Source organism: Sutterella wadsworthensis 2_1_59BFAA, assembly GCF_000297775.1.
Classification (GTDB): domain Bacteria; phylum Pseudomonadota; class Gammaproteobacteria; order Burkholderiales; family Burkholderiaceae_F; genus Sutterella; species Sutterella wadsworthensis_A.
Genome location: NZ_JH815515.1, coordinates 250,510 through 274,077, shown reverse-complemented (window position 1 = coordinate 274,077; position 23,568 = coordinate 250,510). Strand labels below are relative to the sequence as shown.

23 protein-coding genes are annotated in these 23,568 nt (G+C 64.7%); 12 read left to right on the top strand and 11 right to left on the bottom strand.

The genetic code is table 11. From position 1 onward, the window contains the following. Positions 1–3: 3 nt before the first annotated feature. The 6 genes from hisC to hisIE are packed head-to-tail and all read left to right on the top strand — an operon-like array spanning position 4 to position 4,927. On the top strand, positions 4–1,128 hold the full coding sequence (hisC, locus tag HMPREF9465_RS05415) for a histidinol-phosphate transaminase (RefSeq protein ID WP_005434836.1): 1,125 nt from the start codon (positions 4–6) through the stop codon (positions 1,126–1,128). After that, on the top strand, positions 1,125–2,198 hold the full coding sequence (hisB, locus tag HMPREF9465_RS05410) for a bifunctional histidinol-phosphatase/imidazoleglycerol-phosphate dehydratase HisB (protein ID WP_005434833.1): 1,074 nt from the start codon (positions 1,125–1,127) through the stop codon (positions 2,196–2,198). The genes hisC and hisB overlap by 4 nt, the downstream gene beginning before the upstream one ends. Continuing rightward, on the top strand, positions 2,198–2,803 hold the full coding sequence (hisH, locus tag HMPREF9465_RS05405) for an imidazole glycerol phosphate synthase subunit HisH (RefSeq protein WP_005434831.1): 606 nt from the start codon (positions 2,198–2,200) through the stop codon (positions 2,801–2,803). Before hisB ends, hisH begins: the two co-directional genes overlap by 1 nt. Further along, entirely contained in the window at positions 2,800–3,537 is a 738-nt protein-coding gene (hisA, locus tag HMPREF9465_RS05400; RefSeq protein WP_005434829.1) for a 1-(5-phosphoribosyl)-5-[(5-phosphoribosylamino)methylideneamino]imidazole-4-carboxamide isomerase, read from the top strand. Before hisH ends, hisA begins: the two co-directional genes overlap by 4 nt. Continuing rightward, positions 3,519–4,295: an imidazole glycerol phosphate synthase subunit HisF gene (gene hisF, locus HMPREF9465_RS05395; protein ID WP_005434824.1), complete on the top strand. Its 777-nt coding sequence runs from the start codon at positions 3,519–3,521 to the stop codon at positions 4,293–4,295. Before hisA ends, hisF begins: the two co-directional genes overlap by 19 nt. Then, positions 4,289–4,927, top strand: a complete 639-nt coding sequence (hisIE, locus tag HMPREF9465_RS05390) for a bifunctional phosphoribosyl-AMP cyclohydrolase/phosphoribosyl-ATP diphosphatase HisIE (protein ID WP_005434822.1) — start codon at positions 4,289–4,291, stop codon at positions 4,925–4,927. The genes hisF and hisIE overlap by 7 nt, the downstream gene beginning before the upstream one ends. A gap of 91 nt (positions 4,928–5,018) precedes the next feature. Here the strand turns inward: hisIE and HMPREF9465_RS05385 are convergent, their stop codons facing one another. Together HMPREF9465_RS05385 and HMPREF9465_RS05380 are read right to left on the bottom strand one after the other, a co-directional pair. Next, positions 5,019–5,687 (bottom strand): hypothetical protein, encoded by a 669-nt coding sequence (locus HMPREF9465_RS05385; protein ID WP_005434821.1) that lies wholly within the window; start codon positions 5,685–5,687, stop codon positions 5,019–5,021. A gap of 125 nt (positions 5,688–5,812) precedes the next feature. Then, positions 5,813–6,259, bottom strand: a complete 447-nt coding sequence (locus HMPREF9465_RS05380; RefSeq protein ID WP_051009015.1) for a hypothetical protein — start codon at positions 6,257–6,259, stop codon at positions 5,813–5,815. Between the two features lie 117 nt (positions 6,260–6,376). On the opposite strand from HMPREF9465_RS05380, the gene tadA reads away from it, so the two are divergent. From tadA to HMPREF9465_RS05365, 3 genes are read left to right on the top strand one after another with little or no spacing between them, the layout of a single operon-like run. After that, positions 6,377–7,318 (top strand): tRNA adenosine(34) deaminase TadA, encoded by a 942-nt coding sequence (gene tadA, locus HMPREF9465_RS05375; RefSeq protein ID WP_005434816.1) that lies wholly within the window; start codon positions 6,377–6,379, stop codon positions 7,316–7,318. Next, complete coding sequence (locus HMPREF9465_RS05370) at positions 7,315–8,238, top strand: S66 peptidase family protein (protein WP_005434814.1); 924 nt, start codon at positions 7,315–7,317, stop codon at positions 8,236–8,238. Before tadA ends, HMPREF9465_RS05370 begins: the two co-directional genes overlap by 4 nt. Next, a complete protein-coding gene (locus HMPREF9465_RS05365) occupies positions 8,235–10,121 on the top strand; it encodes a hybrid sensor histidine kinase/response regulator (RefSeq protein ID WP_005434812.1) in 1,887 nt (628 codons plus the stop codon). Before HMPREF9465_RS05370 ends, HMPREF9465_RS05365 begins: the two co-directional genes overlap by 4 nt. 104 nt (positions 10,122–10,225) lie before the next feature. On the opposite strand, the gene potE is transcribed toward HMPREF9465_RS05365, so the two are convergent. Further along, positions 10,226–11,554 carry a putrescine-ornithine antiporter gene (gene potE, locus HMPREF9465_RS05360; protein ID WP_005434810.1) on the bottom strand — a complete coding sequence of 443 codons (1,329 nt, stop codon included), beginning with the start codon at positions 11,552–11,554 and terminating at the stop codon, positions 10,226–10,228. A 256-nt stretch (positions 11,555–11,810) separates the two neighbouring features. Between potE and HMPREF9465_RS05355 the strand changes: the two genes are divergently transcribed. Together HMPREF9465_RS05355 and HMPREF9465_RS05350 are read left to right on the top strand one after the other, a co-directional pair. Further along, complete coding sequence (locus HMPREF9465_RS05355; RefSeq protein WP_005434808.1) at positions 11,811–13,004, top strand: alpha/beta hydrolase; 1,194 nt, start codon at positions 11,811–11,813, stop codon at positions 13,002–13,004. A gap of 144 nt (positions 13,005–13,148) precedes the next feature. Next, positions 13,149–13,508 (top strand): hypothetical protein, encoded by a 360-nt coding sequence (locus HMPREF9465_RS05350; RefSeq protein ID WP_231289349.1) that lies wholly within the window; start codon positions 13,149–13,151, stop codon positions 13,506–13,508. Between the two features lie 112 nt (positions 13,509–13,620). On the opposite strand, the gene HMPREF9465_RS05345 is transcribed toward HMPREF9465_RS05350, so the two are convergent. The 4 genes from HMPREF9465_RS05345 to HMPREF9465_RS05330 form a co-directional block, all read right to left on the bottom strand. Next, positions 13,621–14,778 carry a porin gene (locus HMPREF9465_RS05345; RefSeq protein WP_005434804.1) on the bottom strand — a complete coding sequence of 386 codons (1,158 nt, stop codon included), beginning with the start codon at positions 14,776–14,778 and terminating at the stop codon, positions 13,621–13,623. Positions 14,779–15,225: 447 nt separating this feature from the next. Continuing rightward, complete coding sequence (locus HMPREF9465_RS05340) at positions 15,226–15,888, bottom strand: response regulator transcription factor (RefSeq protein ID WP_038006597.1); 663 nt, start codon at positions 15,886–15,888, stop codon at positions 15,226–15,228. Between the two features lie 196 nt (positions 15,889–16,084). Continuing rightward, the gene (gene ppk1 / locus HMPREF9465_RS05335; RefSeq protein ID WP_005434799.1) at positions 16,085–18,379 is read right to left on the bottom strand and encodes a polyphosphate kinase 1; all 2,295 of its coding nucleotides are present in this window, start codon (positions 18,377–18,379) and stop codon (positions 16,085–16,087) included. A 199-nt stretch (positions 18,380–18,578) separates the two neighbouring features. Further along, positions 18,579–19,268: a DUF3261 domain-containing protein gene (locus HMPREF9465_RS05330; RefSeq protein WP_005434796.1), complete on the bottom strand. Its 690-nt coding sequence runs from the start codon at positions 19,266–19,268 to the stop codon at positions 18,579–18,581. A 296-nt stretch (positions 19,269–19,564) separates the two neighbouring features. Here HMPREF9465_RS05330 and HMPREF9465_RS12275 point away from each other — a divergent pair, with 296 nt between their 5' ends. After that, positions 19,565–20,920: a hypothetical protein gene (locus tag HMPREF9465_RS12275; RefSeq protein ID WP_005434795.1), complete on the top strand. Its 1,356-nt coding sequence runs from the start codon at positions 19,565–19,567 to the stop codon at positions 20,918–20,920. Between the two features lie 93 nt (positions 20,921–21,013). Here HMPREF9465_RS12275 and HMPREF9465_RS05320 read toward each other — a convergent pair whose 3' ends face one another. From HMPREF9465_RS05320 to HMPREF9465_RS05305, 4 genes are all read right to left on the bottom strand, one after another. Further along, on the bottom strand, positions 21,014–21,493 hold the full coding sequence (locus HMPREF9465_RS05320; protein ID WP_005434793.1) for a hypothetical protein: 480 nt from the start codon (positions 21,491–21,493) through the stop codon (positions 21,014–21,016). Positions 21,494–21,520: 27 nt separating this feature from the next. Beyond that, a complete protein-coding gene (locus tag HMPREF9465_RS05315; RefSeq protein ID WP_038006778.1) occupies positions 21,521–22,045 on the bottom strand; it encodes a glycine zipper 2TM domain-containing protein in 525 nt (174 codons plus the stop codon). Positions 22,046–22,264: 219 nt separating this feature from the next. Then, positions 22,265–22,564: a hypothetical protein gene (locus HMPREF9465_RS05310; protein ID WP_005434789.1), complete on the bottom strand. Its 300-nt coding sequence runs from the start codon at positions 22,562–22,564 to the stop codon at positions 22,265–22,267. Positions 22,565–22,879: 315 nt separating this feature from the next. After that, positions 22,880–23,554 carry an orotate phosphoribosyltransferase gene (locus HMPREF9465_RS05305; protein WP_005434787.1) on the bottom strand — a complete coding sequence of 225 codons (675 nt, stop codon included), beginning with the start codon at positions 23,552–23,554 and terminating at the stop codon, positions 22,880–22,882. Between the last annotated feature and the right edge of the window lie 14 nt (positions 23,555–23,568).

Here is a 23,568-nt window from a genome sequence, read left to right as displayed (position 1 = left end):
GTCATGGCCGTCTTTTGTGAACGAACCGCCGCCGATCCGGGCCTGCTGGCCCGGCCGGACGTGCAGAAGCTCACGCCCTACCAGTCCGCGCGCCGCATCATGCAGGCCGCGGGCGTGACGGGCGAAGTCTGGCTCAACGCCAACGAGTCGGCCGAGGCCGAGCCGATGGCGCCCGAGACGAAGCTCTTCAACCGCTATCCCGAGCCCCAGCCCGAGGCCGTCGTCGAACGCTATGCGGCCTATGCGGGCGTGAGTCCCGAACAGATCCTCGTGACGCGAGGCGGAGACGAAGGCATCGAGCTTCTCGTGCGCACGTTCTGCCGCCCCGGCGAGGACGCCGTCCTGCAGTTTCCGCCCACCTACGGCATGTACGCCGTCTCCGCCGAGACGAACGGCGCCGAGGTCGTGAACCTCGTCACCTCGCCCGACCGCGGCTGGTTGCCCGACGTGGCCGAGGCCGCGAAGGTCCTCGAGGAGAGGACGGACGTCAAGCTCGTCTTCGCCTGCTCGCCCGGCAATCCGACGGGCACGCTGATTCCCGTGGGCATGCTGCGCAAGCTCGCCGAGCTCACCGCGGGCAGGGCTCTTCTCGTCATCGACGAGGCCTACATCGAATTTACGCCCGCGAACACGGCCGTCGAGCTTCTCAAGGACTATCCGCACGTCGTGATCATCCGCACGCTCTCGAAGGCCTTTGCGCTGGCGGGCCTGCGCTGCGGGTTCCTGCTTTCCTCGCCCGCCGTCATCGGCATGCTGAGGAAGGTGATCGCGCCCTATCCGATTCCCGTGCCCTGCGCCGACATCGCCGCGCAGGCGCTCTCGCCCGAGAGCGTGAGCCTCATGCACAGGCGCGCCGCCCAGTGCGTGATGCGCAAGTGTGAGCTTGAGGTTGCGCTTGAGGACCTCGATGGCGTCGAGGCCGTGTATCCGAGCGCCTCGAACTTCCTTCTCGTGAGGTTCGTCGACGCCGCCCGCGTCTTCACGGCGTTGCGCGACCGCGGCATCATCCTGCGCGACCAGAGCCGCCAGCCGACGCTCGAGAACTGCATCCGCATCACGGTGGGCACGAAGGACGAGAACGAGCGCCTTCTCACCGAACTTGAAGAGATTCTGAAGGAGGCCGCATGAACGAGCGCATTCTCTTTGTGGACCGCGACGGCACCATTCTCGAGGAGCCCGAGGACTTTCAGGTCGACCGCTTCGAGAAGATGAGGTTCGTCGAGGGCGTTCTGCCCGCCCTGAAGCGCCTGCGCGAGGCGGGCTGGAAGCTCGTCATGGTCTCGAACCAGGACGGGCTCGGCACGAAGAGCTTCCCGAGGGCCGATTTCACGGGGCCGCACGAACTGATGATGCAGATCCTCGAGAGCCAGGGCGCCCGCTTCGACGAGGTGCTCATCTGCCCGCACATGCCCGGCGAGGGCTGTGAGTGCAGGAAGCCCGGAACGGGCCTCGTGAAGAAGTACCTCAAGGACGGCGTGCTTGACGTCGCGAACTGCTACGTGATCGGTGACCGCGAGACCGACATGAAGCTCGCCGACAACATGGGCCTCAGGGGCCTTCGCGTCGGGCCCGACGGCCGCAGCTGGGCCGAGATCGCCGACGAGATCGAGAATGCGGCGAAGTCCGCCCGTCACGCCCGCGTCGAGCGCAACACGAAGGAGACCCGCATCGTCGTCGAAGCCTGGCTCGATCGCTCGGGCAAGAATGAAATCAACACGGGCGTGGGTTTCTTCGACCACATGCTCACGCAGATCGCCGTGCACGGCGGCATCAGACTGCACGTGCGTGCGGTGGGCGACCTTGAGATCGACGACCACCACACGATCGAGGACGTCGGCCTTGCGCTCGGCGAGGCGCTCAAGGAGGCGCTCGGCGACAAGCGCGGCATCCGCCGCTTCGGCTTCCTGCTGCCGATGGACGAGACGCTCGCGCGCTGCGCGCTCGACATCTCTGGCAGGCCGTACCTAACCTTCAAGGCGAAGTTCAAGCACCACAAGGTGGGCGACATGTCCACCGAGATGGTCGAGCACTTCTTCCGCTCGCTCGCCCAGACGATGGGCGTGACGCTCAACCTCAAGGCGCAGGGCAGGAACGACCACCACGTGGCCGAGGGACTCTTCAAGGCGTTCGGGCGCACGCTGCGCGACGCTGTGAAAATTGAGGGGAGCGATCTGCCGTCCTCCAAGGGGGTGCTCTGATGCGTGCCGTCATTCTTGATACGGGCGTCGCCAACCTCTCTTCGCTCGCCTTTGCGGTGAAGAGGCTCGGCGTCGAGCCCATCATTACGCGCGAGGCGGCCGAGATCCGCGCCGCCGACCGCATCTTCCTGCCCGGCGTGGGCACGGCCCGAGCCGCGATGGCCGCCATCGAGGAGCGCGGCCTTGCGGACCTCATCCGTGAGGCGACGCAGCCCGTGCTCGGCATCTGCCTCGGCGAACAGATTCTCGGACGCCGCAGCGAGGAGACGGGCGGCGTGGACCTGCTCGGCCTCATCGATGCCGACGTCCGCGCCCTCAGGGCCGACGGCCTGCCGCTGCCGCACATGGGCTGGAACAGGGTCTATCCCGAGGACACGCCTCATGCGAGACTCCTCTTCAGGGGCATCGAGGCCGGCGACTGGTTCTACTTCGTGCACAGCTACGCAATGCCCACGGGCGCCTGCACGACCGCCCGCTGCACGTACGGCGAGGAGTTCACGGCAGCTGCGGCACACGAAAACTTCATGGGCGTGCAGTTCCATCCGGAACGCTCCGGCCGCGCCGGCGCACGCCTGATTGCAAACTTCCTGGGAATCGAAGCATGATCATCCCCGCCATCGACCTCATCGACGGCCGCGTCGTGCGGCTGCACCAGGGCGACTACGGCGCCGAGCGAAGCTACGGCGACGATCCCCTCGAGCGCCTTCAGGCCTACGAGGCCGCAGGGGCGAAGCTCCTGCACATCGTGGATCTGACGGGTGCGAAGGATCCGGCCAAGCGCCAGATCCCGCTTCTCAGGCACCTTCTTTCGAATCTCTCCGTGCCCGTGCAGACGGGCGGTGGCGTCAGGAGCGAGGAGGATGTGAGGGCTCTTCTTGATGCGGGCGCCACCCGCGTCGTAGTGGGCTCCACCGCCGTGAGGTGCACGGAGGAGGTTCTTCGCTGGATGAAGACCTTCGGCGCCGAGCGCATCGTGCTCGCGCTCGACGTGCGCATCGACGCGGCAGGCCGCCGCAACATCGCCGTGAGCGGCTGGCAGGAGGACTCGGGCGTCGTGATCGAGGATCTGATCCGCGTCTTCGAGCCTGCGGGCCTGCGCCACGTGCTCACCACCGACATCTCGCGCGACGGCACCCTCTCGGGTTCCAACGCCGCGCTCTACGCGGACCTTTCGAAGGCCTTCCCCGCCATCGGCTTCCAGGCCTCGGGCGGCATCGGCGGGCTGGACGACATCCGTGCGGTCAGTACGACGGGCGCCTCCGGCGTCATCGTCGGCCGCGCGCTTCTCGAGGGACGCTTTACCGTTGAAGAGGCTATCGAATGCTGGCCAAACGCATAATCCCCTGTCTTGACGTGAAGGACGGCGTCGTCGTCAAGGGCGTCAAGTTCCGCGGCCACGAGGTCGTGGGCGAAATCGTGCCGCTCGCAAAGCGCTATGCCGAAGAGGGCGCCGACGAGCTCGTCTTCTACGACATCACCGCCTCGTCCGACGGCCGCGTCGTCGACAAGAGCTGGATCAGCCGCGTCGCCGAGGCGATCGACATCCCGTTCTGCGTCGCGGGCGGCATCCGCACGGTCGAGGACGCCGGCAGGCTTCTCGCCTACGGCGCCGACAAGATCTCCGTCAACTCGCCGGCGCTCGCCGACCCGGACCTCATCTCCCGTCTTGCGGACCGCTTCGGCGTGCAGTGCGTCGTGGTCGGGATCGACTCCCGTCATGAGGAAGGTTCGGACGAATACCGCGTCAACCAGTTCACGGGCGACGAAAAGAAGACGCGCGTCACGCAGTGGAGCACCCTCGACTGGGTCGAGGAGGTGCAGAAGCGCGGCGCGGGCGAGATCGTGCTCAACATGATGAACCAGGACGGCGTGCGCCGCGGCTACGACCTCAGGCAGCTCGCCGCCGTGCGCTCGGTCTGCCGCGTGCCGCTCATCGCGAGCGGCGGCGCGGGCGAGCCCGTCCACTTCCTCGAGGCCTTCCGAGACGCGAAGGTCGACGGAGCGCTTGCCGCCTCCGTCTTCCACAAGAAGATCATCAACATCGGAGACCTGAAGAACTATCTCCGCGAGAACAACATTGAGGTGAGAACATGCTGACCAACGAAGACATCAAGGCGCTCGACTGGGAGAAGACCGGCGGACTGATTCCGGCCGTCGTGCAGGACGCCTGCTCGGGCCGGGTGCTCATGCTCGGCTGCATGAACCCCGAGGCGCTTGAAAAGACCCTCGAGACGAAGAAGGTCACGTTCTGGTCCCGCACCAAGGGCCGCCTCTGGACCAAGGGCGAGACGAGCGGCAACTGGCTGCACCTCGTCGACATCGGCACGGACTGCGACAGCGACGCGCTCCTCGTGCTCGTCAATCCCGACGGCCCGACCTGCCACCGCGGCACGCCGAGCTGCTTCTCGCCCGTCGAGCACAAGTGGAACTTCCTGCGCGATCTGGAGGTGCTCCTAGAGAGCCGCCGCAACGCCGATCCGGCCACGTCCTACACCGCCAGCCTCTACGCCCGCGGCACCAAGCGCATCGCGCAGAAGGTGGGCGAAGAGGGCGTCGAGACGGCGCTCGCCGCTACCGTGCACGACAGGGAGGAGCTCAGGAACGAGGCCGCCGACCTCGTCTATCACCTGCTCGTGCTCCTCGCCGACGCGGACCTCGAGCTCGCCGACGTGATCGACGTGCTGCGCGCCCGCCACGCGAGCCGCGAAAAGGCCGCCGAGGCGAAGTAAGAGTCCCGAGGCAGACTCTGAAAAATGAAGAAAGGCCGGTCCTCCGCAGCGGAGACCGGCCTTTCGTGTCGCGTGTGCCGGAAAGTCGGGCTTATTTGGACTTCTTTTCTTCGAGCATGCTCTTGCCCGTCTCGTCCTGGACGGCCATCGGGGCGCGGAAGCTCACGGCAACGCCCTGTTCGTCGAGCAGGATCTCGGTGGTGCGCAGGGTGCGCGGGGCGTGGATCTGGAAGAACTGGGCGGCATTGGTGACGTTGCCGCTCTTGACGCTTTCAAGGAGCGTCTTGGCGTCGATGAAGACGTAGCCCACCTTCTTGCCCTTGAGAAGCTCGGTTTCCTTCGTGGCGAGCTCGCGGTCGATGGAGGCCATGGACTTCGCCTGAAGCTTGGCCTGGAAGAAGTCGAAGGCGACCTTGTCCTCGTGGTCCGTGAGGACGGCGGGCGTCATGCCCGTCTTGCGCACGGCGGCGGCCGCATCGGTGAAGTGGGCGCGGGAGATCGGCGCGAAGAGCGAGACGGCCTTGAGGCGGCCGTTCGTGAAGAAGAACACCTCGCCCCAGTCCTTGTGGCCCGCAAATTCGACGTTGGCGCGGCAGAACATCTGCTGGCCGCGCTGCGAGCAGTCGAAGATCCCGGCTTCGGCCTTCACGCTCTCGACGGGCTGGTTGTAGACGTAGTCGTTCCAGAGCTTGACCGGCGTTTCAGCCGAGGCGCTGGCGGCGGCCAGAAGAAGAGCGGGAACGAGGCAGAGCTTGCGCATGCGGGATCTCCAGAGATTGGGCGGAAATAATCAAGTATCGGGCGTCGACGCCCGTTCGTCAATGCGGAAAAGCCCGCCGGGAGGACGGACTTTTCGCCGTTTTTCTCGATGTGCGGGACCGGGGCCTACTTCCTGAGGCCCATCAGGTCGGTCATCGTGAGCGAGAGGATGGGCGAGGCGCGGCGCTCGATTTCGGCGTTGACGAGCTTGCCCGCGAGCAGCGTCATGGTCTCCTGCAGGCCGTTCTTGGGATTCTTCATGAGGACCTTGACGGCGGGCGAGGAGCAGCGGCCGACGACGAGGTTCGTCAGCGCCTTCTGGGCGCTCGACTCGATGTTCTTCACCTTGGCCGACGGAATCGTCTGGATCTGCTTGGCGGCGGAGGTCTTCGAGAGCGTGACGTAGGCCCACTGCACGAGGACCTGCTTGTCGCTCGCGGTGGCGTGCTTGTAGAGACACTCGGCAAGCGCTTCGCTTGTGTCCGAAGTGGAGGCGGCCTGAACCGCTACAATGGGAGTCGCAAAAAGGGAGAGCGCCAGGGCGCCCGCAACAAGCTTGTTCTTCACGATCATGAATCCTTGTGATGAGGTTCCAAACGGACTTTCTTCAAATCGGGAACATTCTACGCGCGCGCTCCTCAGCGGGCGCTTTCCCGTCAATATTCGACACGAAAAAAGGTGAGAACGAAGATGTACTCTCTCATCGTCAGGGACTATTCCATCGCCGACATCGAGGCGTTCAGCGCGCTCTCCATCCGCAGGGGCAGCACGATCGCGAGCCTCGCGAAGGCCTCCTCCGACAATCTGCGCATCGTCACGGGCGCGTGGCTCCTCTTTCTGCCGAAGGCGGCGGATGAGGCGGCGGTTCGCGCATCCGCAGAGCGCTTTCTTGCGGGGCCCGGCGCCTGGATGAACGAAACGCCCGAGGGACTTGTTGCCGCCGCCCTTGAGTCGGGCCTTCTTGAGAAGACGTTCGAAGGCTTTGCCAACGGACTCGCGCCGCGCCCGAACGTGACGGCCGCAAGGCTCACCGACGAGCTCGAGACCGCCGCGGCGATCCTTGCCGCACGACGCGCCCGAACGCGCGAGGCGCTGCAGGCGAAGAACCGCGCTGTCAACAGCGGAGAGCCGCCCGTCGACGACGAGGCCGACCGCCGCTTCATGACCGAGGCGCTCGCCGAGGCGAGGGCCGCCGCGCAGGCGGGCGAGGTGCCCGTGGGCGCCGTGCTTGTTGCGGACGGCAGGATCATCGCGTGTGCGGGCAACCGCACGCTTCGCAACGGCGATCCGACGGCGCACGCCGAAATGCTCGTGCTGCGCGAGGGCGCCCGCGTCATGAAGAACCACAGGCTTGCCGAGACGACGCTCTACGTCACGCTCGAGCCCTGCCCGATGTGCGCGGGCGCGATCGTGCAGGCAAGACCCGGCCGCATCGTCTTCGGCGCGACCGACGAGCGCATGGGCGCCGTGGGCGGCGCACTCTCGCTCTTCGAGCTGCCCGGCGTCAACCACCGCCCGTGGGTGAGGCGCGGCGTCATGGCGCAGGAGGCGAAGACGCTGCTCGCCGATTTCTTCGCCGCGCGCCGCGGCGCGAAGGAAAACGAAAGGGAAGGCGAAGGAGAAGCCCGATGACCGATTCCGCAAGGCCCTTCGAGGGACTGACGCTTGCCGTCGCGGCGCCGTCACGACAGTGGGTGACGAACGAGGGCGGCATTGACTGGGCGCTCAGGCGCCGGGCGTTCTCGGCCGCCGAAGCGCTCGGCTTTCGCGTGCGCGAACTTGAGGGCACGTATCTCGAGGAGGCGCGCTTTGCAGGTCCCGACGCCGTCAGGGCCGGGGATCTGACCTGTGCGCTCACAGAGCTCGATGCGGATCTCGTCATGGCGATGCGCGGCGGCTATGGGTGCGGACGCATTCTCGACATGCTCGACTGGGAGCGGATCGGTGCCGCGTCTACGCCCTTCGTCGGCTTTTCGGACGTGACGGCCTTCGAGCTCGCGCTTCTGGCAAGGACGGGCCGCACGAGCTGGCAGGGCCCGACGCTCAGGGACTTGATTGATCCTGATCCCCTCACGATCGAGGGGCTTCTGGCCGTCGTCGGCCGCAGGCCCTTCGCGTCGACGTGGCAGTCGGACGACACGGACGATGCAGATGCCGAGGGCGTCCTCTGGGGCGGCAATCTGGCGATGATCGCCTCGTTGGCGGGCACGCCTTGGATGCCTCAGGTTGAAAACGGCATTCTCTTCATCGAGGACGTGGCCGAGCCCGCCTACAGGATCGAGCGCATGCTGCTCACGCTCGACATGGCGGGGATCCTGAGGCGTCAGCAGGCGGTCGTCGTCTGCGACCTGCAGGGCGCGGACAGGCCCGCAGGCTGGGAAGGCGACTTCAGGCTCTCGCATGCGCTCGACTTCATGCGGGCTCGCACGGGGCTTCCCTTCGTGACGGGCTGTCCCTTCGGGCACCTTCACAGGAAGCTCTCGCTTCCCGTCGGGATGCGGGTGAGGCTTTCGTCGCATGAGGGACGGGTGTCGCTGGAGGCCGCGCCATGAACTTCTTTCCGATCCGCGAGCAGACCTGGCGCTTTCTGCGCGCCTTCTTCATGACGAGCACGGTGCACCACATCACGGCGGGCACGCTCGCCAAGCTCATTCTCTCGAGCCTCAAGCTCTTTCCTGTTGCCCTCACGGCACAGTTCACGGGCATGGCGTCGCTCACGGCCGTCTACTGGCAGAGCGGCGTGAGCGAGGTGTTTCTCACCGTGTGGTTCTGCTGCGGCCTCATTCAGATCTGGCTGTCGCTTCGCTACGTGCGTCTTTTCTGGCGTGACGCGAACCGCGAGGCCAACATTCGCAAGTGGATCCGCCGTTGGACGGCGCTCGCCGTCTCGGCAGGCATCATCTGGGGCGTAGCGGGGCCCACGCTGATGGTCCCCTTCCAGGGGGCGCACCAGATGATCACGGTCGCGACCATCGTGGCCGTGACGTTCGCAAGCTGGCCCGTCTACTCCTGCTGGCTGCCGTCGCTCTCGGCCTTCACGCTCTGCTCGCTCACGCCCGTCATCGTGGCGGGCGCCGTGCAGTTCGGCGTGAGCCAGACCCTCATTGCGCTCATCATTCTCGTCACGACGGTCTTCATTCTCTATTCGGGCAGGAAGCTCAACGAAATGGTCGTCAACTCGATCATCACGGCCGCCCAGAATGAGCGTCTCGTCGAGCGCCTCAGGATCGAGATCGCGCGCGCGGAGAAGGCGCGCAGGCAGACCGAGGAGGAGAGCGAGCGCCGCTCGAAGTTCTTTGCGGCCGCCAATCACGACATCCGCCAGCCGCTTCAGGCCATGGGGATCTACATCGACATTCTCGGACGCAGGGCGACGCCTCAGACCGTGCCCGTCGTCAAGCAGCTTGCGCTCTCGATTTCGGCCATCTCGACCCTGGTCGAGCAGGTTCTCACCGTCACGCGCATGGAGTTCGGGCAGATGGAGCTCCATCCCGAGCATGTAAGCGTGCGCGAGCTTCTCGAGGAGCTCGCCGAGGAGTGCCGTCCGATCGCGGAAAAGAAGGGCCTGAGGCTTCGCGTCTCGGCGCCTCCCGTGACGATCCTTACGGACGTCACGATGGTCAAGCGCGCCCTCAAGAATCTGGTGAGCAACGCTGTCGCGTACTCCGATCCCGCGAAGGCCCGCGTGCCCGAGATCGTGCTCGGCGCGCGACGGGTGGAGAGCCGCCTCGTGATCGGCGTCTACGACTGCGGTCCAGGCATCTCGGCCGAGGACAGGAGCCGCATCTTCGGCACCTTCTATCGCGGAGCTGCGGGCCGTGCGGCGCCGGGCTCGGGCTATGGCCTGGGGCTCTCGATCGTGCGCGGCATCGCAAGACAGCTCGGGCTTGAGCTTACGCTCGGCTCGAAGCCGGGCCGAGGCAGCGTCTTCCGTCTCGCCTTCAGCATCGACGAGTCCGAGCAGGCCGACCGCTTCGAGAAGGCCGTGCCGATCGGCGGCGAGATCAGGGCCCTCAAGGGCAGGATCCTGCTTCTCGAGGACAATCGCTTCGTGCGCGATGCCCTCAAGAGCATGCTCGAGAGCTGGGGAGCCGAGGTGATCGATGCGGGCGAGCCCTGCGAGGAGTTCTACAGGCTCGCCGCTGAGACCGAAAATGTGATCGCGCTCGTGAGCGACTACAACCTCGGGGCCGAGAAGCCCACGGGACTCGAGGCGGCGGGCATGATCGAGGCGCACATGAAGCGCCCCGTGCCCACCGTGATGCTCACGGCCGTTGCGGTCGACCTGATCGAGGGCGAGTACAGGAAGCGCCGCGAGAGGGGCCGCGTGGTGCCCTCGTCGCTGCCGCACATCCTTCAGAAGCCCGCTGACGCAAAGAGCCTCAATGAGGCGATCATGCGCGTGAGGCCGATGGCCGAGAACGCGGCGTTCTGATGAAGGGATGCCAAAGAGGCGGAAAAGAACTCGGGCGTGTCTCCGAAGGGAGACACGCCCGAGTTGCATTGACGGTTGCGGGATGGACCCGAAGGCGGTGAGGCTTATTCTTCGCCGCGCAGGCGGCCCTTGATCTCAAGGGACTTTGCGGCAAAGCCGTAGAGCCAGATGCCCGCGAAGGTCGTGAGGGCGCCCCACATCATGGCGCTCTCGCCGCAGGCGTAAAGCGCGTAGAGCGAGTAGACCGAGGCGATGGTTGCGACGATGGTGATGCGAGAGGCAGTCTTCGGGTCTGCGGGCTCGCGGTGCACGATGACGTTGGCGGCGGCGAAGGCGAGCAGGTACGGGACGAGGTTCGTCACGACGGCGAGGTCCTTCAGGATGTAGAACTGCTGCTCGAGGCGCGGGTCGATCGTGAGGAGCGCGGCTAGGGACTGCAGGAGCAGGATCACGACCATGCCGATCACGGGCACGTTGAGGCGGGTGACCTTGGCGAAGAGCTTCGGGAAGTATTCCTCGCGGGCGGAGACGCGGAAGACCTCGGCGATCGTGAACTGCCAGCTTGTGAGGCAGCCCGCGCAGGCGAGCGCCATCAGGGCCATGACGAACTTGCCGATTTCGGGGCTGAACATCGTGGCGAAGACGAGGCCGAAGGGTGCGGTCGAGTGCGAGAGGAGCTCGTTGTCGACGATGCCGAAGCTGATGTTGTTGGCGAGCACGTAGACGGTGCCGGCGCCGAGCGTGGCGAGCACCATGGCGCGCGGGACCGACTTTTCGGGATCCTCCACGGCCTCGGAGTTCGCGCTGGCGGTCTCAAGGCCGAGGAAGCCCCAGAGCGTCATGGAGATGCCTGCGGAGATGCCGTCGAAGAGCGAGAGGTTCTGCGGGTTCCAGGCGCCGATGTAGCGGTCGACCGAGAACCAGTTCCAGCCGATCACGGTGAGGATCAGGATCGGAATCAGGATGCCGTAGCTCGAGAAGTGCGAGAGCTGGCCGATGAAGCGCGCGCCGCGGATGTTGGGCAGCGAGCAGAGCCAGATCACGATGATGCTTGCAATACCCATTTCGAGCGGGGTGAGGTTCCACTCGAAGAGCACCATCAGATAGCCGACGATCGAAATGGCGATTGTGAGGTTCGCAATGATGAGCGAGACGCCGTAGCTGAAGTTCGCAATGAAGCTTCCGGACTTGCCGAAGGCATAGGCGGCGTAGCCGCCGATGCCGCCGCTCTTCTTGCTGAACATGCCGCATTTGGCAAAGACGTAGGCAATGGTGGTCGCACCGCTGATGGTGACGAGCCAGGCCAGGATGGACATCGTGCCGACTTCAGCGAGCTTCGTCGGCATCAGGATGATGGAGGATCCGAGCATGTTGAGCATCACGGCCATCGTGAGCTGCAGACAGGTCATCTTCGGCTTTTCGATCGTTTTCATAATGGCGTCTCTGGTTGGATATCTTTCTTGGTGTTGGTTGAAAAAAGCAAACCCCGCATTGTACCGATTAAGGCGCGCCGGGTCGAGGATTTTTTGAGGACGTCTGCGCACGTTGAGGAGCGTGTCGAGGACGGGGCGGGCGTGCGGCGTCGCAGACCCGCTGCGGCACATGCGCGTGCAGGGGTCTGGCGTGCACTTGAGGTTTCAGGCTGAACGTGAGAAAGTGTCCTCACCCACCCGTTTTCAGGAGTCCTTCATGTTCGTCCGTTCCGGAATCCTCGCCGCCTCGATTCTGCTTTCCGTCACGAGCTGTGCCGCACCGTCGCTCGAGGACGCGCAGAGGCACGTTATGCCGCTCGGCCAGACGAGCTTCGCGCAGTATGCGGCCGACGCAAAGGCGTGGATCGGCGCCAACCGCAGCTTCGTGCTCGACACGGACGAGGGCAGGAAGATGGAGCTCGAGGCGAACCTGCCGAAGGAGTACCGCCCCGAGCATTCCGACGGGCGCGGGATCCTGCTCGTGCACGGGCTCGGCGACTCGCCCTGGTCCTTCTCCGACATTGCGCAGTCGCTTGCGGCGAACGGCATTCTGGTGAGGACGGTGCTTCTGCCCGGCTGCGGCACGCAGCCCGCCGACATGATGCCCGCGACGGCGGACGACTGGCGGCGCGTCGTGCAGGAGCAGGCCGACATCCTTTCGAGGGAGGTCGACGAGATGTGGCTCGGCGGCTATTCGACGGGGTGCAACCTTGTGCTCGACTACGCTGACGCGAACCCCGGCAGGACGAAGGGCTTTGTGCTCTTCTCGCCCGCGGTCGAGGTGAGGCCGCCGTTCGCTTGGGCGGCGTCCTTCGTCTCGAACTTCAGGGACTGGCTCGTGACGCCTGAGAGCCGTCCCAACGGCGGGCGCAATCCGTTCCAGTACTTCGTGGTGCCGATGAAGGGCTTTGCGGCCTTCCACGACACGATGGTGCGGGCGGACGACGTGCTTGAGCGCCTTGAGAAGAAGCCCTGGAGCGGTCCGGCGGCCGTGATGCTCGCGGAGCACGACGGACTCGTCGAGACGGAGGACCTGCTCGCGAGGTTCGACCGCGCCTTCCCGAATCCGAGGACCCGCATCTTCTGGTACGGCGAGGAGAGGTTCGCAAGGGGACTTTCGGCGCACGTGCGCATCCTGCCCGAAGCGGTGCCCGAGAAGCGCATCGCGAGCTTCTCGCACATGTCCATGACGTATCGTCCCGACAATCCCATGTACGGCGAATCGGGGGCGGAGCGCCTCTGCTGGAACGGTCAGTCGAAGGCCGAATCCAAGGCCTGCGAGGAAGGCGCCGAGATCTGGTATTCGGGCGAGCGCCATCAGCCGGGCGACGGGCGCAACTGCGCGAAGCTCACCTTCAATCCTTGGTACGACGAGCAGCTCGCGGGCATTCTCGACGTGATGGCCCGATGAAGGCTCCGCATACATCCGCTTGCAAGTTTTTTTGAGCTGAGAGCCTCTGCGGCGCAGGCGCTTGCGGTGCGAGCCGATATACTGTCGTGACACGGCCGGCCCGCCGCGGCGGGCCGGCCTTCAATTCACAGGACACTTGAGGAAATGGATCGATCCATGATCAGGAAGAGCATGCTACTCGTCATGACGGCCGCCGTCGCCGCCTGCATCGCAGGCTGCAGCAAGGAGGACATCGAGGCCGCCCGCGAGGCGGGCACCAATGCCGTCTCGAAGGTCGCCGACAAGACGATCGAGTTGAGCGACGAGGCCAAGGGCGTCGTCGACCGCACGAAGGAGCACATCCACGAGCGCATCGTGAAGATGCCTGAAGAAACCACCCGTCAGGCCGCCGAAATCCTCGGCGCCGCCGGCGAGGGCGCGAAGGACGCGGGCGAGCTTCTCAACGAGCACGCCGTCTCGCTTCAGGAGGGCCTCGAGTTCCGCTCGAAGGACCGCGAAAAATAAGCCGTACCCTCGGAATGCGCAAAAAAGGCCTGCCGCCCCGTGATGGGACGGCAGGCCTTTTGTCTGGTTCCGTGTTGAGTCCCGCCGGAGCGGGACTCAAGTCGAATTAGGATCAGAACATGTGGGTCAGGCCGAGGTAGGCCTGACCGACCTGGTTCTTGGCTTCCACATCCTGACCGTTGTTGTTGAACTCAAGCTTGGACACGCCGTAGCCCACGCCCGTGTAGACGGTCGTTCGCTTGGAGAGCGGGTAGCCATAACGAAGGGCGGCACCGTAGTAGGAAAGGTCGGCATCGTTTTGATTGGCAGCGTTGGCGCCGTTTTGGAACTTGGCGTCGACGAAGTAAAGACCGGCCGTGAAATCGCCGCCGAAGACCGGCGTGACCGTGCCGAGGTGCAGGCCGTAGCCCTTGGCGCCGTCGCTCCACATGTTGTCGGCGGTTTCAGCCCTCGTCTCATCGGCGATCGCCGTGAGCTGAGTGGCGCTCAGGCCCTTGAAGTACTGGGCCATCGCGAAGAGGCGGGTGACGCCGAAGTCGTAGTTGCCGCCGAGGTAGACGGTGTGGCCGTCTTCAACGCTGGGGTTGACGTCCGTGCCGAAGGACTGGTAGTTCTGGAATTCGTAGGCGAGAACCGTCTGGAGGGCGCCGAAGTCACCCGTGAGGGCGGCGGACGCGTAGCGGTTCACGGCGGAGGAGCCTTCGCGGTCCTTGTCGTTTACGGAGTCTTCGTTGAAGGAGTACTGGACCGTGGTCTTGACGCCGGCGAAGTCGGGCGTCTGGTAGGTCACCATGTTGTCGTAGCGGCTGGAGGCGGCAAGACCGAAGATGTTGTTGTCGCCGCCGTCAAAGGCGTCGCCATAGGCGTACACGAGGTCATAGGAGCCGGCGGAGGAGCCGACGCCGCCCATGCGGCCGAGGGACACGCGGCCGAAGTCGCCGGAGACCGTGGCGGAGAGTTCGCGGCCGAAGAGGCGGCCCATGCCGAGGGAGCCGTCGTCGGCGCTGAAGCTGTTTTCGGCGACGAAGCTCACCTGAAGGCCGTTGCCGAGGTCTTCGACGCCGCGAAGACCGAAGCGGGACGGAGCGTTGAGACCGCTTTCGAGACCGAAGGTGTTGGTCTTCGTGCCTTCTTCACCCGTTACGTCGAACTTTTCGTGCGTGAAGACGAGGGCTTCGTCAACGACACCGTAGAGGATGACGCTGGAGGCGTTGGCATAGGAGGCGCAGAAGCCGAGGACGGCAAGCGCGGCGAAAGACTTCTTGAACATGTGTGTTCTCCGTATGAGTGGGGGATGCGGAAGTGCACCGCTTGGTCGATTCAATGTATCCGCTTTCAGGACGCGTTCGCTCAACTTCGTGCGGCGGTTACAAATGTCTGAGGTGAGGCGGAATTCAGGACGAGGGAAAAGCGCACTTCCGGGTGTGTTCTTCAAGTTTCGTTCTGCTGCAGGCGGTTGCGGACGGACGGGGAACGGCGTGCTGTTTTTGGAACTAGTGCGAACGGATGAGGAAGAATGTCGTGTTTTTAGGACAAGTGTCGTAGCGCGGACATGCGAGGAGTAGTGTTGTGAAAAACCCACAATTCGTGGAGGAGCCTGCGCGGGAAGGGAAGCGGAGAGGCGGAGACGCAAAAGGAGAAGGAAGGGGAGACGCAGACGAAGAGGCCCCGCGGGACTCTCGTCCTGCGGGGCCTCAGGGCTTGTGCGGCGGGATCGTCAGATCTCGATGCTGTAGCCCGCGCGGCGGGCTGCAAGAAGGGCCTCGGTTCGGTTGCTTGCGCCGAAGATGCGGTAGATGGCGGCGACGTGGGTCTTCACGGTGCCCTCGGAGAGGTTGAGCTCGAGGCAGATGCGCTTGATGGGCGCGCCCTTGGCGAGAAGCATCAGCACGTCCTTCTGGCGGTCGGTGAGCTTGGGGGCGTTGCTCGAGAGGTGCGGGAGCGAGCGGGCGGTTTCGGAGAAGAAGCCCTCGCGCTGGCTTTCGGCGAGCAGCTTGGACGGAATGAAGACGCCGCCCCTGAGGACGAACTCAATGGCGTTCGTGAGCATGTCGGTGTCGAGGGATTTCGGCACGAAGCCCGCTGCGCCGAGCTGCAGTACGCGCATGATGCGGCCGCGGTCGGTGAGGCCCGAAAGGACGAGGATCTTGAGCATGGGCTGGCGGCGGACGATTTCCTCCATCAGCTCCGTGCCTTCGACGCCGGGCAGGTTCAGGTCGAGAATGAGCAGGTCGGCGGTCTCGCCTTCACGCCCGATGAGCTCAAGGGTTGTGGGCACGTCGCCGGCCGTCAGCACTTCGGCCGAGGGATCCCGGTCGAGAAGCATCATGGAAAGGGCGCTCCTCACGAGCGCGTGATCATCGACAATCAGGTACTTCATGCGATTGAGGCTCTGCGGGAGCAGAGCGTTTCTACATTTTCAACGGGTTTAGATTGTACTAAAGAAGAAGTCCGTCGAACGAGTCCGAAAACGTGAAGTGAGGCCGCACCCGATGGGGGATATGCGGCGAAGCCCGCGGCAGGAGACCGCGGGCTTCGGGTTCAGATCACAGGCCTGACGGGATGAGGCGCGCGGATCACTTGCGGCGCTTCATCAGGTTGAGGACTCGGCCGATCTCTTCCTGGGAGTCGTAGACGGCCTCGCCCTCGGCGGGATGCTGCTTGACGTAGCTGCCGTCGGCCTGGAGTTCCCAGGCGTGGATGTTGTCGGCGAGCTGCGGACGGACGATCTGGTCAAGCACGTTGGCGCGGATGTCGGGATCCGTGACTGGTGCGAGGACTTCGATGCGGCCGTTGAGGTTTCGCGGCATCAGGTCGGCGCTGCCCACGTACATCTTCTCGTTGCCCGCATGGCGGAAGTAGTAGATGCGGGCGTGCTCGAGCAGGCGGCCGACGATCGAGCGGACGGTGATCGTCTCGGAGACGCCGGGGATGCCCGGACGGATCGAGCAGATGCCGCGCACGATGCATTCGATGCGCACGCCGGCCTGACTGGCCTTGTAGAGCTCGCGCACGATGCCCGGGTCGACGAGCTGGTTGCACTTGAGGATGATGTGGCCGCCGCCGTGCTTCTTGTGCAGCGCGACCTCTTCCTCGATGAGGCGGACGATGTTCGGACGCGTGCCCTTCGGGGAGACGAAGAGCTTGCGGTATTCGTCGATGATGCCGCAGCCCGTCATCACGTTGAAGAGGTCCTGGACGTCGTCGCAGATTGCGTCGTCGGCCGTGAGGATGCCGAGGTCGGTGTAGATCTTGGCGGAGCCGGCGTTGTAGTTGCCGGTGCCCACGTGCACGTAGCGGCGCAGGCCCTCGGGTTCGCGGCGCACGACGAGGCAGAGCTTGGCGTGGATCTTGAGGCCGGCGAAGCCGTAGACGACGTTGACGCCGGCGGCTTCGAGTTCCTCGGCCCAGTTGATGTTCTGCTCTTCGTCGAAGCGGGCCTTGAGCTCCACGACGGCCGTGACCTGCTTGCCGAGACGGCGGGCCTCAAGGAGGCTCCTCACCACGGGCGAGTCGCTGCCGCAGCGGTAGAGCGTCTGCTTGATGGCGACGACGTTCGGATCGGTCGCGGCCTTCTGCAGGAAGTTGAGCACGCCGCCGAAGGTTTCGTACGGGTGGTAGAACATCAGGTCGCGCTTGCGGATCGCGGCGAACGTGTCGGTTTCAGGCTCGAGCGCTTCGGGAAGCGTCGGGTGGAAGGGCGGGTACTTGAGCGCGGGGCGGTCGATGCCGCCGAGGCCCATGAACTCGCTGAAGGCGAGCGGCATTCTGGACTTGAACACCTGATAGGGGCGCGTGCCGAGATGCTTGACGAGGAAGTCCTGCAGACACTGCGGCATGCCGCGCTCGAGCTCGAGGCGCACGATGGAGCCGAAGCGGCGCTGCTCGACGTAGTCGCGCACGGCCGCGAGCAGGTCGTCGGCCTCGTCCTCCTCGATTTCGCCGTCGGTGTTGCGGGTGATGCGGAAGAGGCCCTGGGAGCGCACGCGGTAGCCCGGGAAGAGCTTCTCCATGCGCTGCATGATGAGGTCCTCGACCATGATGATCGTGCCTTCGCGCGAGCGCACGTCAAGCACCGTCGTCTCGTCGGCGTCTTCGGGCAGGAAGAGGAAGCGCGGGACGTTGTTCGGGCACTTCACGCGGCCGAAGCGGACCTTGCCCGGCTCGTCGGCGTGCACGCCTTCGAGTTCGACCACGAAGTTGATGCTCGTGTTCGAGATCATCGGGAAGGGATGGCCCGCGTCGACGGCCTGCGGCGTGAGGATCGGGAAGATCTGGCGGTCGAAGTAGCGGTCAAGCGCGCTGCGGCGCTTCGGAGAGAGCTGCGAGTAGCGGCCGAACTTGATGTCCTTCTTCTCGAGGGCGGGCTTGAGGGTCTTGAGCCAGAGGTCTTCGGCGACCTCGAGCATTTCGGTGACCTTGCGGCGGATCTCGGTGAGCTGGCGGGCGGGCGGCATCCTGTCGGCGCCCGTGGGCTCCGCACCCATGCGGGCCTGACGCTGCAGGTTCATCACGCGAACCATGTAGAACTCATCGAGGTTGTTGAAGAAGATTGCGAGGAACTGAACGCGCTGCAACAGCGGCACCGTCGGATCGGCGGCCGTCTCGAGCACCTTGCGGTCGAATTCGATCCAGCTGATCTCGCGGTTGATGTAGAGGGACGGATCGTCAACGTCGACGATCTTGGGGGCGACGGGAGCCCCGGCTTTCTCAACGGACTTTTCAACGGTCTTTTCGGCCGTCTTTCTGGCGGTGCGTCGTGCGGTCGTGCGGCGGGCGGGCTTGCCCGCGGCTTCGGCCTGCGCGGCCTGCTGAGGGGCAGCTTCGGTCGCGGCGGAGGCTTCGGGCTGGGGGTTCTTGGAATCAGTCATGTCTCTATTGTCCTTGTCTAGCAGCACAACGAATGTCGATTCTTATATTGTGTGCCATTTTTCATGACGATGCCATGACGCATTGATGACGTTTCCCTGAATCGTGTCACATTCTGACGTGCGCAGGAGGAGGTTCGAAGACATGCAAAAACGGCCGCGGATGACTGCGGCCGTGGCGTTTTGCGTGATTTGACCTCGATTATCGGGCGCTTTCGGGCTCGATGGAGAGCTCGTATCCCTCAGGGTAGTTCCTTAGAACCGTGGCGCCGCCCCGGGTGCTCGATTCGAGCACGCGCTGGCCGCTTCGGGCGAGTGTGCGGGTCGAACCCGAGACGGAGAGCGTGCAGTCGGGGCAGGTCTTGGCGAGGGAGGCCCTGATCGAGTCCACGGGCCAGTACATGAAGGTGAGGTCCCTGATGAGGCCCTTGGCGCGGAATCTTGAGGAAAGGAGCGGATGGCGGGACTCGGCCGTCGTCGAGGGCGTTGCGCTGATGCGCCAGAAGGGCGTGTTTAGCGCGGAGAGGGATGCGCTGATCGAGTCGCCCTTGACGATGATCGAGGCGGAGAAGTCGGGAATCTGTTCGGGGGCGCCTTCGCTCACGGCCTCCTTCGAGAAGGAGAACCTCATGCGCTGCGTTTCGTCGAACCTCACGCCTGCGCGGAAGTCTGGGCGAAAGAGCGGGGCCGCCACGATGCAGGAGGCGGGCTTGCCTGCGTCATCGGCCGCAGCCTGAGCCTTCGCCTTGAGTTCGGGCGCCGCCGACGTGCGCACGGCCTGGGGCTTGGAGGGCTGCGTGGCGCAGGATCCGTACGGAGCGGGCGTCGAATTCTGGGCGCATCCGGCCGCAAGGATCGTTGCAAGGACGGCGGGGAGGAGAAGGCGTTTCATGTCGGCGGGTGACGGGCGGGATTGAAGAGCGGCCACATTGTAGCCGATGCAACGATCGGAATACGTAACGGTCAGGATCGGTGATAAAGCTGAGGCAGTCTGAGGGCGCCTGCGGGACAGGCTGGGGCCGAGGGATGCGTGATGCAGGGAGGATAGCATGGACGGCTGAAAGCCTCTTGGCGAGAGGGCCACTCGCCGCGCTCTCCGTGTTCCGGCGTCAAAATCCCGCTAATATAGAACTCGTTATTGAAGACGCGCCGCCCGCCCAAGAGCCTGCGGCCCACACTGGTCTCGACATGCAGAACAAAAAGCTCATCGCCCTTGCCATCGCCTCGCTGGCCCTGCCGGCCATCGCGGCCGAAGCGCCCGCCGCAGCTCTGGCGGCGTCCACCGCCGCCCCCGTGGCTGCGCCCGCATCCGCTCCGGACTCGGAGTCGGAGGACGCGCTCGACAGCGTGGTGAACGGCCTCGCCTCCGCCTCGGAGACGGGGGAGGCCTCGCCCGAAGGGGAGAAGGCCGAAGAGGCTCGTACGGATGCGGCTCAGGAAGTCGCTGAAGGAACGGCCGGGGACAAGACCGGGGCGGCGGACGCAAAGTCTGAGGAAAAAAACGAGGATGCCGGCGCGGGGAGTGCGGCCGAGTCCGGAGCGGACGGTGTTGCCGAGCTGCGCACGGCCGATGCGGTGTCGCCTCTTGCGATCGTGCCGCCGTTTCTGGACTTCATGCCCTACGTGACGAGCCTCAAGGACGTCGAGGAGGTCTTCGGCAAGAATGCCCGCCTCTATGACGACGGACGCTACGGCAGACGCCACATCATCACGGGTCAGGACTTCGATCTCGGCGTCACGAGCATTCTCGTCTACTACACGGACGGCGGACTTCTCTCCGACGTCTTCCTGAGGATTCCCGCGAAGGAGCGTCCCCGCGTGCTCGAGGCCCTCAGGGAGATGACGCCCTCGATGAATCCCGACGGCATCTGGACTTCGGATGGCGGGCGCGACTGCTGGCGCACGAAGACCGCAGAACTCTCCGTGGGCCCCGTCAAGGGCGACGACTTCACGGTCGAGTACGGCGCGACGGCGCGCCAGATCCGCGAGACGCGCGCCTGGATCGAGGCCGATCCCGCTCACCGCGCACCGCGCTTTGCGGGACTTTCGATCGGCATCTCGACGGCGGCCGACGTCAAGGCGAAGGCCGACGGCAAGCGCTGCCGCATCCTGGGGCCGAGCCATGCGAAGGACGGCTCCTCGACCTATGCGCTCAGCGGTCCCTGTTTCGGGGTGCCGGGCGAATATCAGTCGCTGGCGTGGATTGCCGCCGACAGCGGCAGGCTCACGCGCCTCTTCCTGCAGAGCCGCGGCGACGCCGTGGGATTTGCCTCCGTGCTGCCTGCGCTTGAAAAGCGCTACAGGCCCACGGGCAAGCCCGGCGAATTCGAGGCGGGCGAGGCGCCTGCGCGCAACGTCTGGCCTGCCGTCATCCGCTTCACGCCCTATCGCAAGGCCGCGGGCAGCACCGTCGAGGAGGGCACCCTTGAATTCTTCGCCGGCATCGACGGCGTGAAGAAAGAGGAGGCCGTCTGGGACGCGCTTCTCGAGGAGAAGAAGGCGAGGGAGGCTCAGGCAAGGCAGGTCGACAGCCTGTTCGAATGACCTCGGCAACGGCTTGAACAAACGAAAGGCCCTGCAGGAGCGAATCCTGCGGGGCCTTGTTCAAGGTTTCAGGCCTGAGGGCCTTGGCCGGGCTCATTGGTCGAGCTTCTTGATTTCGGCGCGGGTGCGTTCAAGCTCGAGTTCGACTTTTTCACGGGCTTTCTCGGTGCGGACGGCCTCTTCGGCAACGGACGTGCCGACCTGGGCTTCACGCTCCTGGACCTTCAGCTCGGCGAGGCGGACCTTGAGCTCGCGTTCGCGAAGGGCGAGTGCATCAAGCTTGTCCTGCTTGGCCTTCTTGGCGGCGTTGGCCTTGGCGTTCGCTTGGGCGCGGGCCTTGTCGGCCTTCGCCTTGGCGGCCTGCTTCTGGGCTTCGGCCTTCTGGCGAGCCTGTTCGGCGTAGTATTCCTCGGCCTGGATGCGTTCCTGTTCGGCCTTCACGACGCCGATGTTGTACTCCATCTGGCCGCCTGCTTCGGCGTACTGCTCGGCGCGGCGGTCGGCATTGGTCGTGCAGCCTGCGGCGAGAAGAGCGGCGCCGAGGGCGGCGACCGTCATGATCTGCTTCTTCATGATGACACTTCCTTCAGGAAACCCGGATCAGCGCTTGTCGCAGCCGTACGGGTTGTTCGGCTGGATGCGGGTCTCGCCGCTGCGAGACGAGGCCATGATGGCGGAGCCGAGCTTGTATTCGCAGATGCGGCCGACCTGCGTGGACTGGTAGACCTGCCCGTCGGAGGAGCGGTAGACGAGCTGCACGCCGTCGACATAGGTCGTGCCGGAGCCGCCGACGGCGTCGCCTGCAAGACCGCCGATCGCGCCGCCGGCAAGGCCGCCGAGGACGCGGGACGAGGTCGAGTGGTTGTTGTGGTTGCCGATGGCGGCGCCGGCGATCGCGCCGAGGATGGCGCCCGTGGCGCGGGCACGGTCGGAGTTTTCGCTGTTGTTCACGGCCACCTGAGCGGGATTGATGGCGATGATTTCAACCGTGTTCACTCGCTGAGCCTGGTTCACCTGGCTGGAGCTGTAGACGTCGGAACGATAGTAGTTGCCGTCGGTGGCGCAGCCGCTGAGGGCGACGGTCAGGCTGAAAAGGCCGATCACGAGGAGTTTCTTCTGGGGCATGGCTTTGTTCTTGTCTTGGGTCGAAAAAACGGTCATTTTGGACTGATCTTCCGTTCAGTCCACATCCTCACGATACACCATTGCGGGTGCGGCGGGCGGATGAGGGCTGCGGTCCGAAACAAGACGTTACGCATCCTTGCGCAGGCAGGATGCAGTGGATGTAGAAAAGCCGCCGGTCGCTGCGGAATCTGCGGCTTTGCGGTGCGTCGCGGGCCCTGATCAGGCGGACACGCGGACGAGACGGCCGGTGAAGTCGTGGATTTCGACGCGGCCGTTGCGGCGGTGGATGGCCAGCTGGTCGTCGCCGACGAAGCGGACGAACTTGGCGTCGTTGACACTGTACGTCGTGACGAGCTTGCCTTCGGTGTTGTAAAGCTGACAGTAGCCGTTTCTCAGGACGACGGCGACATGGTCGCGATGAAGGATGGCTTCGTCGATGTTCATCGGGGGAAGCGTGACGCGGGGCTTGCCGGCGCCGCCTCTGATCTCACAGCAACCGTTGCGGACAACTGCATTCATTGTTTCTCTCCTCCTTGGTGGGCTTCAGCATCTGCATGAGGGAAGAATATGACGGGGTGCGTCAGTATGTGACGCAAGCAGAAGCGCACGCATCATGTTCGAGACTCCATCAGTTTCTGCCGAAGCTCATCGAATCAATTCTACCAGAAATGAAATCAGGATTTCACGCTTGTCGTTCGGGAGGGGGTGCGGCTGATCTTCGCGGCGGCGTGCACTTGATGCAAAAAAGGAGCGCTGCTTTCGCAAAGCGCTCCTTTCGACTGTCCCGCGCGCGTTTACAAAGAACGCGGGACTATTCAAACCGATCGACGGAAATTAGTTTTCGTTGTCCATCGGGGTGAGGGCGTGACGAGCGGCCCAGGTCCACGGATTGGCGAGCCAGTCGTTGAGGACTTCCTTCTTGTCGGCGGAGATCGTGCCGAGTTCGATGGCCTTGTCGATGACCTTCGTGAAGTCGATCATTTCGTGGCAGCGGACTTGCTGCTTTTCGAAGAGCTTGTTGGTCTCGTCGATGCCGAAGGAGGTGATGGCGAGGCAGTCCGTGACCGTGGCGCCTTCAGCCTTGAGGCCTTCGACGGCGGAGAGGAGCGAGAGGCCGGTGGAGATGTGGTCCTCGATGAGGAGGACGCGCTTGCCGGCGATGTCGCAGCCTTCGACGCGGCTCTTGTTGCCGTAGGTCTTGGCGGCCTGACGAACGAAGATGCTCGGCTTGTTGAGACGGTAGGCCAGAGCGGCGGCGTGGGAGACGCCGGCGCCTTCGACGCCCGCAACGATGTCGAATTCGAGACCGAGTTCGACGACCTTCGTGGCCATAGTTTCAAGGATGTCGCGCCAGGCTTCCGGGACGGCCGTCAGGCGGCGGTTGTCGACGTAGATCGGGGTGATCAGGCCGGACTTGAGGCGCATCGGACGTTCCGTCAGGAAGGACACGGCGCCGTTGTTGATGAGGTGTTCGGCGAGGATGTTTTCAGCAATCTTGGACTTGAACATTTTCTATATCTCTT

What these genes read in the sequence shown, in the direction of transcription:
- hisC (WP_005434836.1), top strand. Translation starts at nt 4, where the DNA reads ATGGCCGTCTTTTGTGAACGAACCGCCGCCGATCCGGGCCTGCTGGCC.
- hisB (WP_005434833.1), top strand. Translation starts at nt 1,125, where the DNA reads ATGAACGAGCGCATTCTCTTTGTGGACCGCGACGGCACCATTCTCGAG.
- hisH (WP_005434831.1), top strand. Translation starts at nt 2,198, where the DNA reads ATGCGTGCCGTCATTCTTGATACGGGCGTCGCCAACCTCTCTTCGCTC.
- hisA (WP_005434829.1), top strand. Translation starts at nt 2,800, where the DNA reads ATGATCATCCCCGCCATCGACCTCATCGACGGCCGCGTCGTGCGGCTG.
- hisF (WP_005434824.1), top strand. Translation starts at nt 3,519, where the DNA reads ATGCTGGCCAAACGCATAATCCCCTGTCTTGACGTGAAGGACGGCGTC.
- hisIE (WP_005434822.1), top strand. Translation starts at nt 4,289, where the DNA reads ATGCTGACCAACGAAGACATCAAGGCGCTCGACTGGGAGAAGACCGGC.
- HMPREF9465_RS05385 (WP_005434821.1), bottom strand. Translation starts at nt 5,687, where the DNA reads ATGCGCAAGCTCTGCCTCGTTCCCGCTCTTCTTCTGGCCGCCGCCAGC.
- HMPREF9465_RS05380 (WP_051009015.1), bottom strand. Translation starts at nt 6,259, where the DNA reads ATGATCGTGAAGAACAAGCTTGTTGCGGGCGCCCTGGCGCTCTCCCTT.
- tadA (WP_005434816.1), top strand. Translation starts at nt 6,377, where the DNA reads ATGTACTCTCTCATCGTCAGGGACTATTCCATCGCCGACATCGAGGCG.
- HMPREF9465_RS05370 (WP_005434814.1), top strand. Translation starts at nt 7,315, where the DNA reads ATGACCGATTCCGCAAGGCCCTTCGAGGGACTGACGCTTGCCGTCGCG.
- HMPREF9465_RS05365 (WP_005434812.1), top strand. Translation starts at nt 8,235, where the DNA reads ATGAACTTCTTTCCGATCCGCGAGCAGACCTGGCGCTTTCTGCGCGCC.
- potE (WP_005434810.1), bottom strand. Translation starts at nt 11,554, where the DNA reads ATGAAAACGATCGAAAAGCCGAAGATGACCTGTCTGCAGCTCACGATG.
- HMPREF9465_RS05355 (WP_005434808.1), top strand. Translation starts at nt 11,811, where the DNA reads ATGTTCGTCCGTTCCGGAATCCTCGCCGCCTCGATTCTGCTTTCCGTC.
- HMPREF9465_RS05350 (WP_231289349.1), top strand. Translation starts at nt 13,149, where the DNA reads ATGGATCGATCCATGATCAGGAAGAGCATGCTACTCGTCATGACGGCC.
- HMPREF9465_RS05345 (WP_005434804.1), bottom strand. Translation starts at nt 14,778, where the DNA reads ATGTTCAAGAAGTCTTTCGCCGCGCTTGCCGTCCTCGGCTTCTGCGCC.
- HMPREF9465_RS05340 (WP_038006597.1), bottom strand. Translation starts at nt 15,888, where the DNA reads ATGAAGTACCTGATTGTCGATGATCACGCGCTCGTGAGGAGCGCCCTT.
- ppk1 (WP_005434799.1), bottom strand. Translation starts at nt 18,379, where the DNA reads ATGACTGATTCCAAGAACCCCCAGCCCGAAGCCTCCGCCGCGACCGAA.
- HMPREF9465_RS05330 (WP_005434796.1), bottom strand. Translation starts at nt 19,268, where the DNA reads ATGAAACGCCTTCTCCTCCCCGCCGTCCTTGCAACGATCCTTGCGGCC.
- HMPREF9465_RS12275 (WP_005434795.1), top strand. Translation starts at nt 19,565, where the DNA reads ATGCAGAACAAAAAGCTCATCGCCCTTGCCATCGCCTCGCTGGCCCTG.
- HMPREF9465_RS05320 (WP_005434793.1), bottom strand. Translation starts at nt 21,493, where the DNA reads ATGAAGAAGCAGATCATGACGGTCGCCGCCCTCGGCGCCGCTCTTCTC.
- HMPREF9465_RS05315 (WP_038006778.1), bottom strand. Translation starts at nt 22,045, where the DNA reads ATGCCCCAGAAGAAACTCCTCGTGATCGGCCTTTTCAGCCTGACCGTC.
- HMPREF9465_RS05310 (WP_005434789.1), bottom strand. Translation starts at nt 22,564, where the DNA reads ATGAATGCAGTTGTCCGCAACGGTTGCTGTGAGATCAGAGGCGGCGCC.
- HMPREF9465_RS05305 (WP_005434787.1), bottom strand. Translation starts at nt 23,554, where the DNA reads ATGTTCAAGTCCAAGATTGCTGAAAACATCCTCGCCGAACACCTCATC.